17 protein-coding genes and 1 tRNA gene are annotated in these 17352 nt (G+C 72.4%); 7 read left to right on the top strand and 11 right to left on the bottom strand.

Annotation, left to right across the window (positions count from 1 at the left end):
• The first annotated feature begins 93 nt into the window (after positions 1-93).
• Positions 94-1311, top strand: a complete 1218-nt coding sequence (locus ACGFX4_RS23510) for an acyl-CoA dehydrogenase family protein (protein ID WP_393077685.1) — start codon at positions 94-96, stop codon at positions 1309-1311.
• 18 nt (positions 1312-1329) lie between these two features.
• On the opposite strand, the gene ACGFX4_RS23505 is transcribed toward ACGFX4_RS23510, so the two are convergent.
• From ACGFX4_RS23505 to ACGFX4_RS23490, 4 genes are all read right to left on the bottom strand, one after another.
• Positions 1330-2004, bottom strand: coding sequence for a hypothetical protein (locus tag ACGFX4_RS23505; protein ID WP_393077682.1), 675 nt, complete (start codon positions 2002-2004; stop codon positions 1330-1332).
• Between the two features lie 28 nt (positions 2005-2032).
• Positions 2033-2806 (bottom strand): enoyl-CoA hydratase/isomerase family protein, encoded by a 774-nt coding sequence (locus ACGFX4_RS23500; protein WP_393077680.1) that lies wholly within the window; start codon positions 2804-2806, stop codon positions 2033-2035.
• Between the two features lie 40 nt (positions 2807-2846).
• Positions 2847-3266 carry a RidA family protein gene (locus tag ACGFX4_RS23495; protein ID WP_393077677.1) on the bottom strand — a complete coding sequence of 140 codons (420 nt, stop codon included), beginning with the start codon at positions 3264-3266 and terminating at the stop codon, positions 2847-2849.
• 101 nt (positions 3267-3367) lie between these two features.
• The gene (locus ACGFX4_RS23490) at positions 3368-3931 is read right to left on the bottom strand and encodes a GNAT family N-acetyltransferase (protein WP_393077674.1); all 564 of its coding nucleotides are present in this window, start codon (positions 3929-3931) and stop codon (positions 3368-3370) included.
• A 63-nt stretch (positions 3932-3994) separates the two neighbouring features.
• On the opposite strand from ACGFX4_RS23490, the gene ACGFX4_RS23485 reads away from it, so the two are divergent.
• Positions 3995-4600, top strand: coding sequence for a TetR/AcrR family transcriptional regulator (locus ACGFX4_RS23485; RefSeq protein WP_393077672.1), 606 nt, complete (start codon positions 3995-3997; stop codon positions 4598-4600).
• 90 nt (positions 4601-4690) lie between these two features.
• On the opposite strand, the gene ACGFX4_RS23480 is transcribed toward ACGFX4_RS23485, so the two are convergent.
• Positions 4691-4766: transfer RNA gene (locus ACGFX4_RS23480), tRNA-Arg, on the bottom strand.
• A 583-nt stretch (positions 4767-5349) separates the two neighbouring features.
• On the opposite strand from ACGFX4_RS23480, the gene ACGFX4_RS23475 reads away from it, so the two are divergent.
• From ACGFX4_RS23475 to ACGFX4_RS23455, 5 genes are all read left to right on the top strand, one after another.
• Positions 5350-5931: a single-stranded DNA-binding protein gene (locus ACGFX4_RS23475; RefSeq protein ID WP_393077670.1), complete on the top strand. Its 582-nt coding sequence runs from the start codon at positions 5350-5352 to the stop codon at positions 5929-5931.
• A 269-nt stretch (positions 5932-6200) separates the two neighbouring features.
• The gene (locus ACGFX4_RS23470) at positions 6201-7598 is read left to right on the top strand and encodes a Cys-Gln thioester bond-forming surface protein (RefSeq protein ID WP_393077667.1); all 1398 of its coding nucleotides are present in this window, start codon (positions 6201-6203) and stop codon (positions 7596-7598) included.
• 236 nt (positions 7599-7834) lie between these two features.
• The gene (ettA, locus tag ACGFX4_RS23465; protein ID WP_393077665.1) at positions 7835-9499 is read left to right on the top strand and encodes an energy-dependent translational throttle protein EttA; all 1665 of its coding nucleotides are present in this window, start codon (positions 7835-7837) and stop codon (positions 9497-9499) included.
• Positions 9500-9602: 103 nt separating this feature from the next.
• Complete coding sequence (locus ACGFX4_RS23460) at positions 9603-10046, top strand: acyl-CoA thioesterase (protein WP_393077663.1); 444 nt, start codon at positions 9603-9605, stop codon at positions 10044-10046.
• A gap of 87 nt (positions 10047-10133) precedes the next feature.
• Complete coding sequence (locus ACGFX4_RS23455; RefSeq protein WP_393077661.1) at positions 10134-10826, top strand: hypothetical protein; 693 nt, start codon at positions 10134-10136, stop codon at positions 10824-10826.
• Positions 10827-10898: 72 nt separating this feature from the next.
• Here ACGFX4_RS23455 and ACGFX4_RS23450 read toward each other — a convergent pair whose 3' ends face one another.
• The 6 genes from ACGFX4_RS23450 to ACGFX4_RS23425 all read right to left on the bottom strand — a co-directional run bounded on the left by ACGFX4_RS23450 (position 10899) and on the right by ACGFX4_RS23425 (position 17350).
• Entirely contained in the window at positions 10899-11300 is a 402-nt protein-coding gene (locus tag ACGFX4_RS23450; RefSeq protein WP_393077658.1) for a globin, read from the bottom strand.
• A gap of 90 nt (positions 11301-11390) precedes the next feature.
• Complete coding sequence (locus ACGFX4_RS23445; protein ID WP_393077655.1) at positions 11391-12521, bottom strand: ABC transporter permease; 1131 nt, start codon at positions 12519-12521, stop codon at positions 11391-11393.
• A complete protein-coding gene (locus tag ACGFX4_RS23440) occupies positions 12518-13435 on the bottom strand; it encodes an ATP-binding cassette domain-containing protein (protein WP_393077652.1) in 918 nt (305 codons plus the stop codon). Before ACGFX4_RS23440 ends, ACGFX4_RS23445 begins: the two co-directional genes overlap by 4 nt.
• Positions 13436-13563: 128 nt before the next feature.
• A complete protein-coding gene (locus ACGFX4_RS23435; RefSeq protein ID WP_393077649.1) occupies positions 13564-14643 on the bottom strand; it encodes an FHA domain-containing protein in 1080 nt (359 codons plus the stop codon).
• Positions 14644-14692: 49 nt separating this feature from the next.
• Positions 14693-16048: a VWA domain-containing protein gene (locus ACGFX4_RS23430; RefSeq protein ID WP_393077646.1), complete on the bottom strand. Its 1356-nt coding sequence runs from the start codon at positions 16046-16048 to the stop codon at positions 14693-14695.
• Between the two features lie 15 nt (positions 16049-16063).
• Complete coding sequence (locus ACGFX4_RS23425; protein ID WP_393077644.1) at positions 16064-17350, bottom strand: PP2C family serine/threonine-protein phosphatase; 1287 nt, start codon at positions 17348-17350, stop codon at positions 16064-16066.
• Between the last annotated feature and the right edge of the window lie 2 nt (positions 17351-17352).

The raw sequence follows: 17352 nt of genomic DNA, 5'->3' as shown, positions 1-17352 counted from the left end.
CGATGTTACCCGAGGTAACCCCACAGTGGCGTGGGACGACACCGAATCGGCCCGCCTTCTCCGCCCGCCCCTTCCCACCGGAGGCATTCGTCCATGAGCACCTTCTCGCTTGACCCGGGGCCGGACCAGCTCGCGGTCCGCGACTGGCTGCACGGCTTCGCCGCCGACGTGATCCGGCCCGCCGCGGCCGAGTGGGACGAGCGCGAGGAGACCCCCTGGCCGATCATCCAGGAGGCGGCCAAGCTCGGCATCTACTCGCTGGAGTTCTACGCCCAGCAGTTCTTCGACCCGTCCGGCATCGGCATCCCGATCGCCATGGAGGAGCTGTTCTGGGGCGACGCGGGCATCGGCCTCGCCATCACCGGCACCACGCTGGCCGCCGTCGCGGTACTGGCCAACGGCACCGACGAGCAGATCGGCACCTGGGCGCCGCAGATGTTCGGCACCCCGGAGGACGTCAAGGTCGCCGCGTTCTGCTCCTCCGAGCCGGACGCCGGCTCCGACGTCTCCGCGCTGCGCACCCGCGCCGTCTACGACGAGGCCAAGGACGAGTGGGTGCTGAACGGCACCAAGACCTGGGCCACCAACGGCGGCATCGCCCACGTCCACGTGGTGGTCGCCACCGTCGACCCCGAGCTCGGGGCGCGCGGCCAGGCCTCCTTCATCGTGCCGCCCGGCACCCCCGGTCTCGCCCAGGGGCAGAAGTTCAAGAAGCACGGCATCCGCGCCTCGCACACCGCCGAGGTCGTGCTGGACGGCGTCCGCGTCCCCGGCCACTGCCTGCTCGGCGGCAAGGAGAAGCTCGACGAGCGGCTCGCCCGGGCCCGCGAGGGCGTCCGCAAGGGCGGCAAGAACGCGGCGATGGCCACCTTCGAGGCGTCCCGCCCGGCGGTCGGCGCGCAGGCGATCGGCATCGCCCGGGCCGCGTACGAGGTCGCGCTCGACTACGCGAAGACCCGGGTGCAGTTCGGCCGCCCGATCATCGACAACCAGGGCGTGGCCTTCCAGCTCGCCGACATGAAGACCCGGATCGACGCGGCCCGGCTGCTGGTGTGGCGGGCGTCCTGGATGGCGGTCAACAACCAGCCGTTCACCAGCGCCGAGGGCTCGATGTCCAAGCTGTACGCCGGCGAGACCGCCAAGTACGTGACCTCGCAGGCGATGCAGATCCTCGGCGGGAACGGCTTCACCCGCGAGTACCCGGTCGAGCGGATGCACCGGGACAGCGCGATCTACACCGTCTTCGAGGGGACCAGCGAGATCCAGCGGCTGGTCATCGCCCGGGCGATCTCCGGGATGCCGATCCGCTAGGCACCGGCCCCCCGGAAGTCAGCGGGCCGCCCAGAAGGTGAGCCCGGCCGTGGCGGCGCCGACCAGCGCGCCGACCACGGTCTGGGCCAGGGTGTGGTCCCGCAGCACCACCCGGGACCAGCCGATCACCGGCACCGCGGCGAGCAGCAGCAGCCACCACGGACCCAGCGCGACCGTCGTGCAGACCACCGCGCCGGCGGCCACCGCGGTGTGGATGGAGACCTTCCACCACACCGTGATCACCATGATCGGCACCAGCGCGGCGAACATCGCCGCCACCATCGCGGTCATGTCGGCGGGGGCGTCGGCCAGCACCATCACCGCGAAGCTGAACAGCACCGACGCCATGATGAACGGGATCACCACCAGCCGGCGCTTGCGCTGGCCGACGTGCCGGTCCTCCAGGCTGCCGCGCCGCATCCCGGCCCGGATGAACAGGGTCGGGACGATCGCCGCGAACAGCGCGGCGAACGCCGCCCAGGCCAGGCCCGTCCAGCCGTAGCGGACCACGCCGATCAGCGGCAGGAACGCCAGGATGACGTTCTTGGGTTCGACCCCGTCGGTGACCCGGCGCGCCCAGACGGCGGAGGCCGAAGGCGCCTGGGCGGCCGCCGCGGGAGTGTCGACGGAGGCCCCGGGGGCGTCGGTGGTGGACGCGGGGGTGTCGGCGGTGGACGCGCCGGCGGTGGTCATGGTGCTCCGATCGTCGGTGGTGTGACGATCAGAATTTTGGCTCACGCCGTTCCAGGAACGCCGCCAGCCCCTCCCGGACGTCCGGCGCCACCCGCGAGCGGCGCTCCCACGGCTCCACCGCGGCCGCGGCGAGCTCCGGCGGACCGGCCAGCGCCGCCTTCACCGCGCCGATCGTCTGCGGTGAGCGGCGCGCCAGCAGCCCCGCGAACTCCCGGGCCCGGGCATCCAGTTCCCCGTCCGGCAGGACCTCGTCCAGCAGGCCGAACCGCTCGGCCCGGGCCGCGTCCACCAACTCCCCCGAGAACAGCAGGTACTTCGCCCGGGCCGGGCCGACCAGCCGGGCCAGCCGGGTGGTCGGCCCGGCCGGGTACACCACGCCCAGCTTGGCCGGGGTGATGCCGAACCGCGCCTGCTCCGAACCGAAGCGCAGGTCGCAGGCGACCGCCAGCTGGCAGCCGCCACCCACGCACGCGCCGTGCACCACCGCGATCGTCGGGTGCGGGAACGCCGCCAGCGCCTCCTCGGCCGCCACGTTGACCGCGTGGTACGCGTCGGCGCGGGCCGGATCGCCGTACACCTCGGAGAGCTCGGCGATGTCCGCGCCCGCCGAGAAGGTCCCAGCGGCGCCGGTCACCAGCAGCGCCCGGATCCCCGGCAGCGCGGCCAGCAGGTCGAGGACGGCGGGCAGACCGCGCCACATCGCCAGGGTCATCGCGTTCCGCCGCTCGGGCCGGTCCAGCACCAGCGTGGCCACCGCGCCGTCGAACTCGGCCCGCAGCCCCGCCACTCCGGTCTCGATCACCCTCACAGCCAGCCCTCCGAACGCCCGTGGTCGAACCGGCTCAGCCTTCCACAGCGGCCCGTTCGGGCACCACGGCCGTCACTGTGATCTCCACCAACTGCCCGGTGTAGCCGAGCGTCGGGACGCCCAGCAGGGTGGAGGTGTGCGGCCCGGTGTTCAGCCCGGACGCGTTCACCACATCCCACACCTCGGAGAGCGGACCGGGGCCGTCGGCGACCACGTACACGGTCGAGGCGACCACCAGCGACAGGTCGCTGCCGACGTGGCCGAGCGCCTCCACCAGGTTGGCCAGCACCTGGTGGGCCTGCGCCACGTGGTCGCCCGGGCCGACCAGGGCACCGTCGGCGGCCAGCGGGACGGCGCCCGCCAGGAACGCCAGCCGGGTGCCGGCCTCCACCACGGCGGTGTGCGCGTAGCCCGGCGGCGGGAAGAGGGTGGGGACGGTGCTGCGCTCGACCATGATCGCTCCTCGCTCGACCGCCCCGGCGGCGGCGCCGACCGTCGATCCTCCGGCCGACGGCGCCGGCTGTCACCCGGTTTTCACGGCCGGCGGCCGTGGAGTCAGCGCGAGGTCTTCCACTCGGGGGCGAGCACCGCCCAGATCTCCTTGTCGTGCCGGATCCCGTTGTGCGGGTAGTACTCGCGCAGCGTCGCCTCCTGGGTCATGCCCAGGCGCTGCGCCACCGCCCGCGAGCGGAGGTTGGTGCTGGAGTTCCACCACTCGGCGCGGTGCAGGCCGCGCTCGACCAGCGCGTAGTCCAGCAGGTGCCGGGCGGCCGCCGTGACCAGGCCGCGGCCCTCGCCGGCCGGCTCCAGCCAGCAGCCGATCTCGCAGGTGCCCATCCGGGTGTCGAAGTGCACGAACATCACGCCGCCGACCAGCACGCCGTCCAGCCGGATGCCGAAGATCCGGCCGGTGTCGGCGGCCTGCCGGTCGGCGTAACCCTGCAGGGTGGCCCGGGCGGAGTCGAGGTCGGTCGAGCGCGAGGCCCACGGGATCCACGGGTCGGTGTTGGCCCGGGCCCGGTCCATGTGGGCGAGGAACTCCTCGGCCTGCCACGGCTCCAGCGGGCACAGTTCGGCACTCTCGGCGGCGTCGGGCGCGGTGAGCGGGACGGCGTACACGGGCGGTTCCTCCCCTGGGCGGCACTGATACATAACAAACGTTTGGTAGGTACCATAGCGTGCATGACGCCAGCCCGTGGAGACCATGACGCCCGTCGCATCGAGGTGTCCCGGGCGGTGTGGCGGGTGCTCGCCGCCCGCGGCTTCGAAGGGCTCACGCTGCGCGCGGTGGCCGCCGAGATGGGCGCCTCGACCGGGCTGCTGACGCACTACTTCCCGAGCAAGCGGGCGCTGCTCAAGCACGCCCTCGACGTCCTCGACCAGCGCTCCGCCGGGCGGCCCCGGCCGGCCGAGGAGCAGGCCGCCGAGGCGCGCGGGCTGCCCCGGCTGCGGGCGGTGCTGCTGGACATCCTGCCGCTGGACGCGGACAGCGCGGCGGGCAACCGGATCTGGGTCGGCTCCTGGGACGTGGCGCTCGCCGACCCGGAACTGGCCGCCGAGCACGCCGCGCGCTACCGGCGCGGCCGGGAGCGGATGACCGCGCTCGTGGCCGAGGCGCAGGAACTGGGCGAGCTGCCCGCCGACCGGCCCGCGGCGGACATCGCGGCGGCGGCGCAGAGCTTCGTGCTGGGGCTGGTGGTGCAGGCGCTGTTCGCGCCGGCGGAGTTCCCGGCCGAGCGGCAGACGGCGCTGCTGGACGCGTACCTGGCGGACGCGCGGGCGCGCTGAGCCGCTCCCGGGGTGGGCCGGGTCGCGCCGCGCCGAGCCGCTCTCGGGGTGGGTCGGGTGGTGTGCGAGTGCACCGCGTGGTGCGCGTGGTGGTGCCCCCAGCAGGATTCGAACCTGCGACCTACCGCTTAGAAGGCGGGTGCTCTATCCGCTGAGCTATGGGGGCCCGCTGGACCCTTGCCCTGGCCGGCCGGGTGTTCCGGGACAGGATACGGGTGTGGAGTTACTCCACCCGGCGTTCACAGATCCGTCGGGGTGTGTCGGCTGCGGCGGAGCGGTCCGATAATCGCAGGTGACTGCCGGGCGTGCAGCGATCTGAGGCGTCCGGGAGCCGGACGTTGTGCACTCGTTACGGGGCTGCCGCCCCACCCGTTATGGATTCGGTGCGGAGAAACCGTCGGCCCCGCAGCCCGGTGGGGGCGGATTTGGCGGGCGTCCCGGGTTCCATCGGTCGGATGACATGGACCGGCCGAGGTGGCGGCCACTCGTTCGGGGACCGGCGGAGTGTCCGAGTCCGGGATTTGTTGTCATGGACTCGACGTCAAGTCGTGCTCGGAATGACATCATCCGCCGTCCGTTCACTCTTCGGAGTTATCCCGGCCGTCCACAGGGCGGGGTTTTCCACAGGTATTCGGAGGCGGTGGCCGGTGAATCGGACGGCAATGCACCATCGCTTCACGACGGAATTCCGGCCGGGCATTCCGGCGGTGCCGTGCCGATGGACATTTCCCCGCCCGAGGAGGATTTCGGTGAACGAAACACTGGTGACGATGGTCGGCAATGTCGCCTCGACCGTGACGTACCGGGAGACGCCCGCCGGAGTTCCGGTCGCGAACTTCCGGATGGCCGCCACCGAGCGGCGGTACGACCGCGGCCGGGGCGACTGGGTGGACGGCGACACCACCTGGGTCACCGTCATCGCCTGGCGCTGGCTTGCCGCCAACGTGGTCAGCTCGGTCAACAAGGGCGACCCGGTGGTGGTGAGCGGCCGGCTGCGGGTGCGCGAGTGGGGCGAGGAGGACAAGCGGCGCGCGGTGGTGGAGATCGACGCCCGCTCCGTGGGCCATGACCTCGCCCGCGGCACCTCCGCGTTCCGCTGGGCGGTGGAGGCCAGGTCCGGGGCCGTGCGCGGCAGTTCGCCCGGCGACGGGCGGGGCGGCGGGGCGCCGCCGGGCGGCGTCGGCGGGCCGGTGGTGCTGCTCGAGGACGCCGTGCCGGAGTGGATCGTGGCCGCCGTCGCGGCCCGGCGCGAGGCCGTCGCGACAAGTTCCGCGGAAGGTGTGACGGAAGGGGTGGGTGGTGGCGCTGTAGTGGTCGAGGCGGTGAAGTGACCGGTTCGCGGCGCCCCTGGGGTTCGGGGCGCAAAGCGGGAGCCGATTCTGACGGATCGTGACTTCATGTCGACTCATCAACATGATGGGCCGACCCGACCTTTGATAACGAAATAGCCACGGTACTGTCCTGATTTGCTACGGCGTGCGTTGGCATTCGCCATGTCAATAAGATGCGTCTGGTCCACACACGTGCAGTGGCGTCACAGGGGACGCCACTTTGCAGGGACGGGTCGCCGGCGGCATGGCCCGGCCCGAAGGGATCCCACATGTTCCACACCAAGGGGCGGGCCGTCTCCCGCATAGCTGCTGTCATGGCCGCGTCCGGCCTGGCGATCGGCGGCTCCATCGCCACAGCTGCGGCCGACAACGGCGGTTCGACCGGGGGCGTCACCGCCACGGTGCAGCCGACGCTGCTCAGCGGAAAGATCGACATCGAGGGCATCGGCGAGCGCGACGGCGGCCTCTTCACCATGGTCACCTCGGACCAGGCGACCATCCGCACGTACTGCATCGACTTCGGCCACGGCGTCGACATCAAGTCGGAGGCCAAGTACCGGGAGTCGCCGTGGGCCTCCAGCCCGCTCGGCGCCAAGGGCCGCGAGGGCGACGCCGCCAAGATCCTCTGGATCCTCGAGAACTCCTACCCGAAGCTGACCGACCTGAAGGCGCTCGCGGCGAAGGCCGGCATCGCCGATGCCGGCAAGTTCACCGCCGAGGACGCCGCGGCCGGCACCCAGGCCGCGATCTGGAACTTCTCCGACCACCTGAAGGCCACGCCGAAGGACGACGAGGCCGCGGCGCTGCGCAACTACCTGGTCGGCCCGGCGAACGTGGGCATCAAGAACGAGCCCACCGCTTCGCTCTCCCTCACCCCGGACTCGCTGCCCGGCCTGAGCGGCACCAAGGTCGGCCCGTTCACGCTCAACAGCAGCGCCGACAAGGTCAACTTCGCGCTCTCCGACGACACCTCGGGCGGCAAGGTCAAGCTGGTCGGCAAGGACGGCAAGGCTGTCGGCGCCGCGCTCAACGGCCCGATCGGCAAGGACACCCAGCTCTTCTTCGACGTGCCGGCCGGCACCCCGGCGGGCTCGGTGTCGATGACCGCCTCGGTGACCACCGCCGTCCCGACCGGCCGGGTCTTCCTCAGCGAGGGCTACACCGAGAAGGACCACCAGCAGACGATGATCCTGGCCGGTTCGGACCGGACCACCGTCCCGGTCAAGGTCAAGGCCTCCTGGCAGCCCAAGGGCGCCCTGCCGTCGGCCACCGCCGAGGTCTCCTGCGTCGACAACGCCGTCAAGGTGACCGTCGGCAACACCGGCGACCAGGAGGGCTCGATCGAGATCAAGCCCGGCAAGACGGTCGTCGTGCAGCCCGGCAAGACCGAGACCGTTCTCGTCCCGGTCGGTGAGGACAAGGCCTACGACATCACCGTCACCGGGCCCAACAAGTTCGTCAAGGAGTTCAAGGGCGTCCTGGACTGCAAGGTGGCCACGCCCACCCCGTCCGTGAAGCCCTCGCCCAGCCCGACCGGCCCGCAGCTGGCCACCACCGGTGGTGGCGCCGGCACCGGCATCATGGCCGGCATCGCCGGTGCGCTGGTGATCGGCGGCGCTGCTGCCGTCTACGCCCTGCGCCGCCGCGGCCGCCACAGCCGCGCCTGAACAGCCTGATCGACGCACTTCCCCCGACCGGTCCCGATGACCGGTGACCGGTCGGGGACGCCGTCGGCCCCGTCACTCGCACTCGGCGAGCGGCGGGGCCGGTTCGTTCCCGGGCAGCCGGGGAACGCCGTGTCCGCCCGCGGCGGCCCACCCGGGCCGTTCGGGAGCGCGGGCCGCTTACGGCACAATGGAAGGCTGCAAGCCGATTACTCACGACGACGCCGGAGCGATCTCACGTGGCGGAATACATCTACACCATGCGCAAGGTGCGCAAGGCACACGGCGACAAGGTCATCCTTGACGACGTGACGCTCAGCTTCCTCCCCGGGGCGAAGATCGGCGTCGTCGGCCCCAACGGCGCCGGTAAGTCGACCGTGCTGCGGATGATGGCCGGTCTCGACCAGCCGTCCAACGGTGACGCCTTCCTGAGCCCCGGGTTCACCGTCGGCATGCTCCAGCAGGAGCCCCCGCTCGACGAGACCAAGACGGTCCTGGAGAACGTCCAGGACGGCGTCAAGGAGATCAAGGGCAAGCTCGACCGATTCAACGAGATCGCCGAGCTGATGGCGACCGACTACTCGGACGCGCTGCTCGAGGAGATGGGCAAGCTCCAGGAGGACCTGGACCACTCCAACGCCTGGGACCTCGACGTCCAGCTGGAGCAGGCCATGGACGCCCTCGGCTGCCCGCCCGGCGACTGGCCGGTCACCAAGCTCTCCGGTGGTGAGCGCCGCCGCGTCGCGCTCTGCAAGCTGCTGCTCGAGCAGCCCGACCTGCTGCTGCTCGACGAGCCCACCAACCACCTGGACGCCGAGTCGGTGAACTGGCTGGAGCAGCACCTGGAGAAGTACCCCGGCACCGTCGTCGCCGTCACCCACGACCGGTACTTCCTGGACAACGTCGCCCAGTGGATCCTGGAGCTCGACCGCGGCCGCGCCTACCCGTACGAGGGCAACTACTCCACCTACCTGGAGACCAAGCAGTCCCGTCTCAAGGTCGAGGGCCAGAAGGACGCCAAGCGCGCCAAGCGGCTCAAGGAAGAGCTGGAGTGGGTCCGCTCCAACGCCAAGGGCCGCCAGGCCAAGTCCAAGGCCCGCCTCGCCCGGTACGAGGAGATGGCGGCCGAGGCCGACAAGATGCGGAAGCTGGACTTCGAGGAGATCCAGATCCCGCCGGGCCCGCGCCTGGGCAGCATCGTCATCGAGGTGGACAAGCTCTCCAAGGCCTTCGGCGAGAAGATCCTGATCGAGGACCTCTCCTTCACCCTGCCGCGCAACGGCATCGTCGGCATCATCGGCCCGAACGGCGCCGGCAAGACCACGCTGTTCAAGATGCTGCAGGACATGGAGACCCCGGACTCCGGCAGCGTCAAGGTCGGCGAGACCGTCAAGATCAGCTACGTCGACCAGTCGCGCGCCAACATCGACCCGAAGAAGACCCTGTGGGAGGTCGTCTCCGACGGTCTCGACTGGATCAACGTCGGCCAGGTCGAGATGCCCTCGCGCGCCTATGTCTCGGCGTTCGGCTTCAAGGGCCCGGACCAGCAGAAGCCGGCCGGCGTGCTCTCCGGTGGTGAGCGCAACCGCCTCAACCTGGCGCTCACCCTCAAGCAGGGCGGCAACCTGCTGCTCCTCGACGAGCCCACCAACGACCTCGACGTCGAGACGCTCTCCTCGCTGGAGAACGCCCTGCTCGAGTTCCCGGGCTGCGCCGTGGTCATCTCCCACGACCGCTGGTTCCTGGACCGAGTGGCCACCCACATCCTCGCCTACGAGGGCGACAGCAAGTGGTTCTGGTTCGAGGGCAACTTCGAGTCCTACGAGAAGAACAAGATCGAGCGGCTCGGCGCCGACGCGGCCCGTCCGCACCGGGCCACCTACAAGAAGCTGACCCGCGACTGACACCCGGGCGCAACAGCGGCCCGGCAGACTGGCCCCGCGGCCGGCCTGCCGGGCCGCCGCCCGTAAGCTACTTGCGGGTAATCAAGGTTTGAGGAGAACACCCGTGGCTCGCCACATCTACGCCTGCCCCCTCCGGTGGTCCGACATGGACGCCTTCGGCCACGTCAACAACGTGGTCTTCCTGCGCTACCTGGAGGAGGCCCGGATCGACTTCATGTTCACCCAGGCCGCCGAGGCCGGTGCGGGGGAGTTCGCGGGCGGCTCGGTGGTGGCGCGCCACGAGATCGACTACAAGCGTCCGCTGGTCCACCGGCCCGCGCCGGTGACCGTCGAGACCTGGGTCACCAAGATCGGCGGCGCCTCGCTGACCGTCTCCTACGAGATCAAGGACACCGCGGCGGACGGCACCGAGACGGTCTACGTCCGGGCCTCGACCGTGGTGGTCCCCTACGACCTGGCCGAGGGCCGGCCGCGGCGGATCAGCCCGGTGGAGAAGGAGTTCCTCAGCCGGTTCATGGACGAGGTGCCGGCCGCCGTCGCGGCCTGAGACCGCCGTCCCCGTTCTCCGCGGCCCTGCCGCGCGCCCGTGGCGCCCGCAGGGCCCGCCGCGCCGACCCGAGTGAGCTGAACCCCCGTGACCGCCGCCACCAGCCTCCGCCTCGCCGACCCGGGCGAGGCCACCGTCCTGGCCGCCTTCCTGACGCGACTGCTGCGCTTCGACCGGGCCGCCGCGGTGCGGCTGCAGGCCGTGCCGCGCGGCGCGGACGGGGGAGTGCTGGCGGTGTTCGGGCGGCTGCCGCTCGGCGGCTCCGGCGCCCTGGCGATCCGCACGGCCGGCCTCACCGGGCCGGTCGAGGCCGTCGACCGGACCGTGTCGGCCGGACAGCTGCTGGAGTCCGTCGACGAGACGGCCGGCGCGCTCGGCCTCCCGGCGCCGGTCACCGGCCCCGCCTGGGCCGGCCTGCTCCCGCCGCGCAGCGGCTGGGAGCTGCTCGCCGAGCCGCCCACCGCCGAGGTGCGGACCGAACTGGCCACGGCCATCGGCGAGTTCAAGGAGCGCAGCGAGGCCGTCCCGGAGCACCACCGCAGCCGCCAGGTGCTGGACGCGCTCGCCGACGAGATCTGGTCCCGGCCGGTCGCGGCGGTGCCGGCGCTGCCGCTGCGGGCCGCGCACGCGGCCCAGGTGATGGGATTCCTGCCGCCCGGCGCGCCGCTGACCGTGCACCGCAAGGGCGGCTGGCTGCGGCTCAGCACGCCGCTCGGCTCGGTGGCGGTCCGGGCCACCGCGGCCCCCGGCGCGGGGCTCGGGCTCAGCGCGCTCGGCTGAGCGGGTCCGGCCGCACGGGTCCGGCCGTACGGGTCCGGGCCGTCCCCACGCCCGGCGGTGCCGCGGGCGTGCTCAGGCGCTGTTGATCATCGAGGCGGCGGCGTAGGTGAGGTAGTCCCACAGCTGGCGCTCGGCGTCCTCGGGCAGCTCCAGCTCGTCCAGCGCCACCCGCATGTGCTTGAGCCAGGCGTCGTGCGCGGCCCGGTCGACCCGGAACGGCGCGTGCCGCATCCGCAGCCGCGGGTGGCCGCGCTCCTCGCTGTAGGTGCGCGGGCCGCCCCAGTACTGCATCAGGAACAGCGCGAAGCGCTCCTCGGCCGGGCCGAGGTCCTCCTCCGGGTACATCGGGCGCAGCAGCTCGTCCTGGGCGACGCCCTGGTAGAAGCGGTGCACCAGCTTGCGGAAGGTCGGCTCGCCGCCGACCTGGTCGAAGAAGGTCTCCTCTTGAAGCGTCTGTCGCCCGGAATCAGTCACCCGTCCATGGTCGCAGACGCCGGTGTGGTCGTACACCGAGACCTTCGGCGTACGACCGCACCGGCGTCCGCACCGCGGGCGGGGCGACGGTTACGCGTCGTCCCAGTTGAAGAAGCGCCAGGCGATCAGTGACATCACGGCGGCGAAGACCAGCAGGCCGCCCATGGCCGGCAGGACGTCCAGCAGGCCGCCGCCCTGGCTCAGCACCGACTTGGCGGAGACCGTCAGGTAGCGCAGCGGCATCGCGTGCGAGACCGTCTGCAGCCAGCCCGGGGCGAAGTCCAGCGGGATGAAGGCGCCGCCCAGGAACGACATCGGCAGGATGATCATCTGGTTGAGGCCGTTGGCGGCCTCCTCGCTCTTCGAGACGGCGCCGGTGACCAGGCCGATCGACATGAAGGCGATGGTCGCGCAGAGCACCAGCGGCAGCACCAGCCACCAGTGGCCGGTCAGCTTCAGCCCGAAGAACGGCAGGGTGGCGACCGCCAGGAACAGACCGGTCTGGGCCAGCGCCACCAGGACGCTCACCCCGACCCGGGCGCCGACCACCATGCCCGGCGACACCGGCGCCAGCCGCAGGCGCCGCAGCACCCGCTTCTTGCGCCAGCTGACCAGGGTGAAGGAGGCGCCGTACACCGCGCCCATCGCCACCGCGTAGCCGAGCAGGCCCGGGGTGAGGTACTGGATCGGCTTCAGGGACTTGTCCTCCACCTGCTCCAGGTCGAGGGCGAAGGCCGGCTTGACGCCGGAGGCCTCCTGGTTGGCGGCCTGCACCAGGCCGTTCATGATCCCCTGGACGGTGCCCGCCTTGACCTGGTCGGCCTGGCTGTAGCGGACCTCGATCCGGCCGTCCTGGCCCTGCTTGACGACGCCGTCCAGCTCGCCCTTGCGGACCTTCTCCAGCGCCGCGGACTCGTCCGAGTACTGGGTGATCTCCAGCGCGGCGAGCGGCCCGTCCTGCTGGCCCTTGATCGCGTCCAGCAGCTGCACCTGGCCGACCTCGGCGATCTTGAGGTGCGAGGTGCCGCCGCTCTTGTACAGCGCCCCGAAGAGCAGCAGGAACATCAGCGGCATGATCATCGTGAAGAAGAGCGCGCCGCGGTCGCGGACGAAGCCCAGCAGCATCACCCGGGACAGCCCGGTGAACGCGTTGCCCCGCTCCCCGCCGGGCCGCTCGGGCGGCGTGACGGCGGGGCGGGAGGGGGCGGAGGTGGTGGTCATGCCCGGTACTCCCGTCCGGTCAGCTGGAGGAAGACGTCCTCCAGGGTGGCGCCGCGCACCTCGAGGCCGCGCAGCGCGTTCTGCTCGGCCAGCACCGACAGGACGGGCGCGGGGGCGCGGGTGGACAGTGCGAGGGTGACGCCGTTGTCCTCCAGGTTGGCGACCTCGGCGCCGGCCTCGGTGAACAGGTCGCGGGCCCGGGCGGCGGTGAGCAGCCCCGACTCGACGCTGACCCGGACGGTGTCGTCGATCTCGCGGACCAGCGCGGCGGGCGCGCCGGTCTTCAGCACCTTTCCGTGGTCCATCACCGAGACGCGCTCGCAGAGCACCTCGGCCTCGTCCAGGTAGTGGGTGGTCAGGACCACGGTGCGGCCCTCGGCGTTGATGTCCCGCAGCAGGTCCCAGAGGTTGCGGCGGGCCTGCGGGTCGAGGCCGGTGGTGGGCTCGTCCAGGAAGACCAGCTCCGGGTCGTGCACCAGCGCGCAGGCGATGGACAGGCGCTGGGCCTGGCCGCCGGACATCTTGTCGGTCAGGACGGCGGAGGACTCGGTCAGGCCGACCCGCTCCAGCATCGCGTCCGCCCGCTTGGGGCCGACGCCGTAGAAGGAGGCGAAGGTGCGGATCGTCTCGCGGGCCGTCAGCTTGTTGAAGAAGGCGGACGCCTGGAACTGCACGCCGATCCGCGGCAGCAGCGCCTTGTTGCGCGGCCAGGGCTTCATGCCGAGCAGCTCGACGCGGCCCTCGTCGGGCTCCCTGATCCCCTCCAGGATCTCCAGAGTGGTGGTCTTGCCGGCGCCGTTGGGCCCCAGGATCCCGTAGAACTCGCCAGTCCGGACGGAGAGTGACACCCCGTCGACAGCCTGGACATCCCCGTACCGCTTCCGGATTCCGTCCGCGGATATTGCTTCAGTCATGAAGACGACAGTAGGGGCGCGGGTGGAATCGGTGCAGGTCGCTTGTGCGAATTTTGAGCAACCGAGATCAAAGCGGCCGCCCCGACGGTGGTCCGGGCGGCCGACGGTGAGTGGGATGTGACGGTGGGTCAGGCGCGGTGCAGGGTGATGGTGGTCCAGGCGCCGACGTGGATCCGGTCGCCGTCGTTCAGCGGGATCGCGGTGTGCGGCCGCACCGAGTCCGGGCTGCCGTTGAGGCAGGTGCCGTTGGTGGAGCCGCGGTCGACCAGCACCCAGCTGCCGTCGCCCTGCTCCACCAGGACGGCGTGCTCGTGCGAGGCGCCCGGGTCCTCCGGCGGCACGGAGAGGTCGATGTCCGGCACGGTGCCGCGGTTCTGGCTGCGCCGGCCGATCTGGAGCTCGCCGCGCCCGGTGAGCGGGATCCGCCGCTCCGGGCAGTACGGCGGGAAGAACAGCGCGGCCGCCTCCGGACCGCTGCGCGACATCATCTCGGTGAAGTAGTCGCGGTCGGCGGTCACCACGGCGATCCAGTTGGTGCGGACCGGAGGGGCGGGCGGGGCGGGCGGTGCGGGCGTCTGGGCGCCCGGCGGCGCCAGCCGGAAGGAGGTGCCGAACTCCTCGCCGGGCTGGGCGTAGACCGGGCCGGTCCGCTCGTAGCCGTCACCGTCCGGGAAGCCGCCGGTCTCCGGGAAGCCGCCGGGGGACGGGAAGCCGCCCGTCCCCGGGTAGCCGCCGTGCGACGGGGCGCTCGGCGCGGGCGCGCCGGTCGGCGGGCCGGGCTCGAAACCGGGCTTCTCGAACCCGTACGGCGACTGCGGCGGCTGGTGCTGCTGCGGTGCCTGCTGCTGGTGGGGCGACTGCTGGTGGGGCTGGTGCTGCTGCATCGGTCCGGGCTGCGGCGCCGGCGGGACCGGGGTCGGCGGGTGCGGCTGGACGGACGGCGGCGGCGAGGGGGCGAGGGCGTAGTCGTACCCGCACTCCTCGCAGTACCGCCCGGTCTGCGGGGTCCGGCAGATCGGGCAGGTGACCAGGCCGGCGGTGAGGTCCGGCACCGAGAGCGACGGCGCGGTCGGCGGCGGCCCCGGCGGCGCGGGCGGCGGGGGAGGGGTGCCCGGGACGTGGAGGCCGGGCGGCGGAGTCATCGGGAAGCCGCAGAAGTCGCACCAGTCCTCGGCCTGCGACTCATGGCCCCTAGGGCAGATCGGCATCAGGTCCCCCACTTTCCAGCAGGTCCGGGCTCCCCGGAGGGTCTCCGGGTCACTTCTTCTTCACGCGTACGGTCACGGTGGAGCGCGAGTCGAGCGCCATCGAGTCGGCCTCGTTCACGTTCCTCCGGAACCGAACCGTACCTTCCTTCGCGTCGACCACGTCGACCACCTTCTGCAGGAGCTTGAGCGTCCCGTCGTTCCCGCCCGCGTGGGCGAGCCGGACGGCCCGGCCGAGCAGGGCGGTGGCGGTGTCCACGTCGCCGGCCCGGTGGGCGGCGAGACCGTCCTGGATCGAGGAGGCGAGCTCGGCCTGCCCGGTGTAGTGGGCGACCTGGGCGTTGATCCGGGTGGAGCTGGCCAGGTCGTCGGTCCACACGGCGCGGACCAGGCCCTGCCCGAGCACCTCCTCGGTGCCGTCGGGCTGCGGCAGCACCAGGCTGATCCGGGCGGCGAGCATCTCGTTGCCGACCGCGGCGGCGGGCACCTCCACGCTGACGTGGTAGTCGCGGCTCTCGTCGCCCCAGTGGCCGGTCGGGTAGAGCCCGGCGCGCGGGCCGGCCTCGGTCCGCCGGGCGGTGAGGTCCTCGACCGAGGGCGCGACCTGCTTGACGTACTTGACCGCGGCGTTGGCCGGCGTCCACACCTTGAGCGCGACGTCGGCGATCTGCTTGCTCATCGCGCCGGCCATCATTGCGCGGAAGTCGTCCGCCAGGTCGGCGGGCTCGGCGACGATGTCCACGGTGCCGAGCAGCGCGGAGGAGATCTGCCGCAGCTGGGCCACCTCCCAGTCGGTGCCGACGCCGCGGCAGTCGGCGGTGAACACGCCGGTGGCCCGGTCGAGGGCGGCCTGGAAGTCGGTGGCCTTCTCGTGCTCGTTCTTGCCGTCGGTGAGCAGGATGCCGTGCCGGATCCCGGCGCCGGGCATCGAGGAGAACAGCTGCTGGGCCTTGCTGAGCCAGGTGCCGATCGCGGTGCCGCCGTTCGGCTTGAGCTTGCGCAGCGCCTCCTTGGCCTGGGCGCGGGTGGCGGAGTCGGCTGTCGCCAGGCGGCCCTGGCCGGGGTAGATCTCGACCGCCTCGTGGGTGCCGGCGACCACCGCGAAGGCGACGCCGTCGCGCAGCGTGTCGACGGCGACCGCGGTGGCCTCCCGGGCGTTGCGCATCTTGCTGGCCGGGTAGTCCATCGAGCCGGAGCAGTCGATCATGATGACCACGGCGGCGTCGGCCCCGGCCGCCCCGTCGAGCGGGCCGGCCGGGCGGCCGATCGGGCGGCCCCCGGTGGTGCCGCCGCCGGTGGCGGTGACCGTGACGATCGCGTTGACCTCCCGCGATCCCTCGGCGAGGTACTCATTCTGGAAGACGTCGACGTCGAACCGGGGACGGTCGGGCCGGGACAGCGAGGCCATGCGGAAGAGCTCCTGTCAGTGGGTGGAGGATCCGGGTGCGTAGGCGGGGCGGTCCGGCAGGGTGACGGCGTGGCCGTCGTGCCGGGGCTGCTGGACCGGCAGGTCCAGCAGGGTGGCGTCGTGGGACTGCGGCTCGGTGCGCGGGGTGATCGGCAGCACCGCGACGGTGATGTTGTCGTGGCCGCCGGCGGCGACCGCGAAGTCGACCAGCGCGCGGGCGGCGGCCAGCGGCTGGGTGCGGGCGTCGGCCCGGACGAAGAACGCCAGGTCGGTGGCGGCCTCGGCGTAGTTCCACAGGCCGTCGGTGCAGATCAGCAGGACGCCCGGGACGTGCGGGGTGAAGCTGACGGTGTGCGGGACCAGCTCCTCGGCGTCGGCGCCGAGCCAGCCGGTGATGGCGTGGGCGCGGGGGTCCGCGTACGCCTCGGCCTCGCTCAGGTAGCCGGCCGCGACCATCCGGGCGGCCCAGGAGTCGTCCTCGGTCAGCCGGTACGGCTCGGCGGTCTCCCGGTCGTCCGGGATCCAGTACGCCCGGGTGTCGCCGACCCAGCCGATGGTGACCAGGCCGGCCGCGGCGACGGCGCTGACGTAGGTGCAGGCGGGGGCGTTCAGCCGGCCGGACTCGTTGGCGGGGGTCCGCCCGTCGTACGCCAGGTCGGTGACCGCCCGGGCGGCGGTGCCGATCGCGGTGCGCATGGCGGCCGCCGGGTCGGTGCCCTGCTCGAGCGCGGTCAGCAGCGACTCGGAGGCGGCGTCCACGGCGGTGGCGGAGGCCTCGTCGGGGCGGGCCGAGGAGGAGACGCCGTCGCAGACCACCGCGATCACGGCCTGCTCGCCGTCCGGGAGCGAGGTGCCGGCGATGGTGAAGGCGTCCTCGTTGCGGTGGTGCCGCAGGCCCCGGTCGCTGACCCCGGCCACGCCGGTGAGCGAACGCTCCTGGTGGTCGCGGGGCTTGGGCTGGGACTGGCCGCACGCCTCGCAGTAGCCGTCCGCGGCGACCTGGTCGGCCCCGCAGTGCGCGCACACCGCTGCGCCGGACGGCGCGTCGGCCCCGTCGGGACCGGCCCCGACACCCGGCCCGGCCGGCCCGCCCGGAGCGGACAGACCGGCGGCCCCGGCCGGAGCGGCCGACGCGTCGTCACGGACGCTCGGCAGCTCGGCGGCCAGGGTCGCCTCGACCGTCGGCGGTCCGCTCGGAGGTCCGCTCGGCGGGCTGTTGAGGTCGGCTCCGCAGGCCCCGCAGAAGGCGTCCTCCGGGTCCAGCGGTTCGGCACAGTTCGGGCACTCGGTCACTTGCGGCATCG

The organism is Kitasatospora sp. NPDC048365 (assembly GCF_043200835.1).
In the GTDB taxonomy this organism is placed as follows: domain Bacteria; phylum Actinomycetota; class Actinomycetes; order Streptomycetales; family Streptomycetaceae; genus Kitasatospora; species Kitasatospora terrestris.
The sequence above is the reverse complement of the archived record's forward strand: the minus strand, read 5'-3'. Positions and strand labels throughout refer to the sequence as shown.

What these genes read in the sequence shown, in the direction of transcription:
- ACGFX4_RS23510 (WP_393077685.1), top strand. Translation starts at nt 94, where the DNA reads ATGAGCACCTTCTCGCTTGACCCGGGGCCGGACCAGCTCGCGGTCCGC.
- ACGFX4_RS23505 (WP_393077682.1), bottom strand. Translation starts at nt 2,004, where the DNA reads ATGACCACCGCCGGCGCGTCCACCGCCGACACCCCCGCGTCCACCACC.
- ACGFX4_RS23495 (WP_393077677.1), bottom strand. Translation starts at nt 3,266, where the DNA reads ATGGTCGAGCGCAGCACCGTCCCCACCCTCTTCCCGCCGCCGGGCTAC.
- ACGFX4_RS23485 (WP_393077672.1), top strand. Translation starts at nt 3,995, where the DNA reads ATGACGCCAGCCCGTGGAGACCATGACGCCCGTCGCATCGAGGTGTCC.
- ACGFX4_RS23470 (WP_393077667.1), top strand. Translation starts at nt 6,201, where the DNA reads ATGTTCCACACCAAGGGGCGGGCCGTCTCCCGCATAGCTGCTGTCATG.
- ACGFX4_RS23445 (WP_393077655.1), bottom strand. Translation starts at nt 12,521, where the DNA reads ATGACCACCACCTCCGCCCCCTCCCGCCCCGCCGTCACGCCGCCCGAG.
- ACGFX4_RS23440 (WP_393077652.1), bottom strand. Translation starts at nt 13,435, where the DNA reads ATGACTGAAGCAATATCCGCGGACGGAATCCGGAAGCGGTACGGGGAT.
- ACGFX4_RS23435 (WP_393077649.1), bottom strand. Translation starts at nt 14,643, where the DNA reads ATGCCGATCTGCCCTAGGGGCCATGAGTCGCAGGCCGAGGACTGGTGC.
- ACGFX4_RS23430 (WP_393077646.1), bottom strand. Translation starts at nt 16,048, where the DNA reads ATGGCCTCGCTGTCCCGGCCCGACCGTCCCCGGTTCGACGTCGACGTC.
- ACGFX4_RS23425 (WP_393077644.1), bottom strand. Translation starts at nt 17,350, where the DNA reads ATGCCGCAAGTGACCGAGTGCCCGAACTGTGCCGAACCGCTGGACCCG.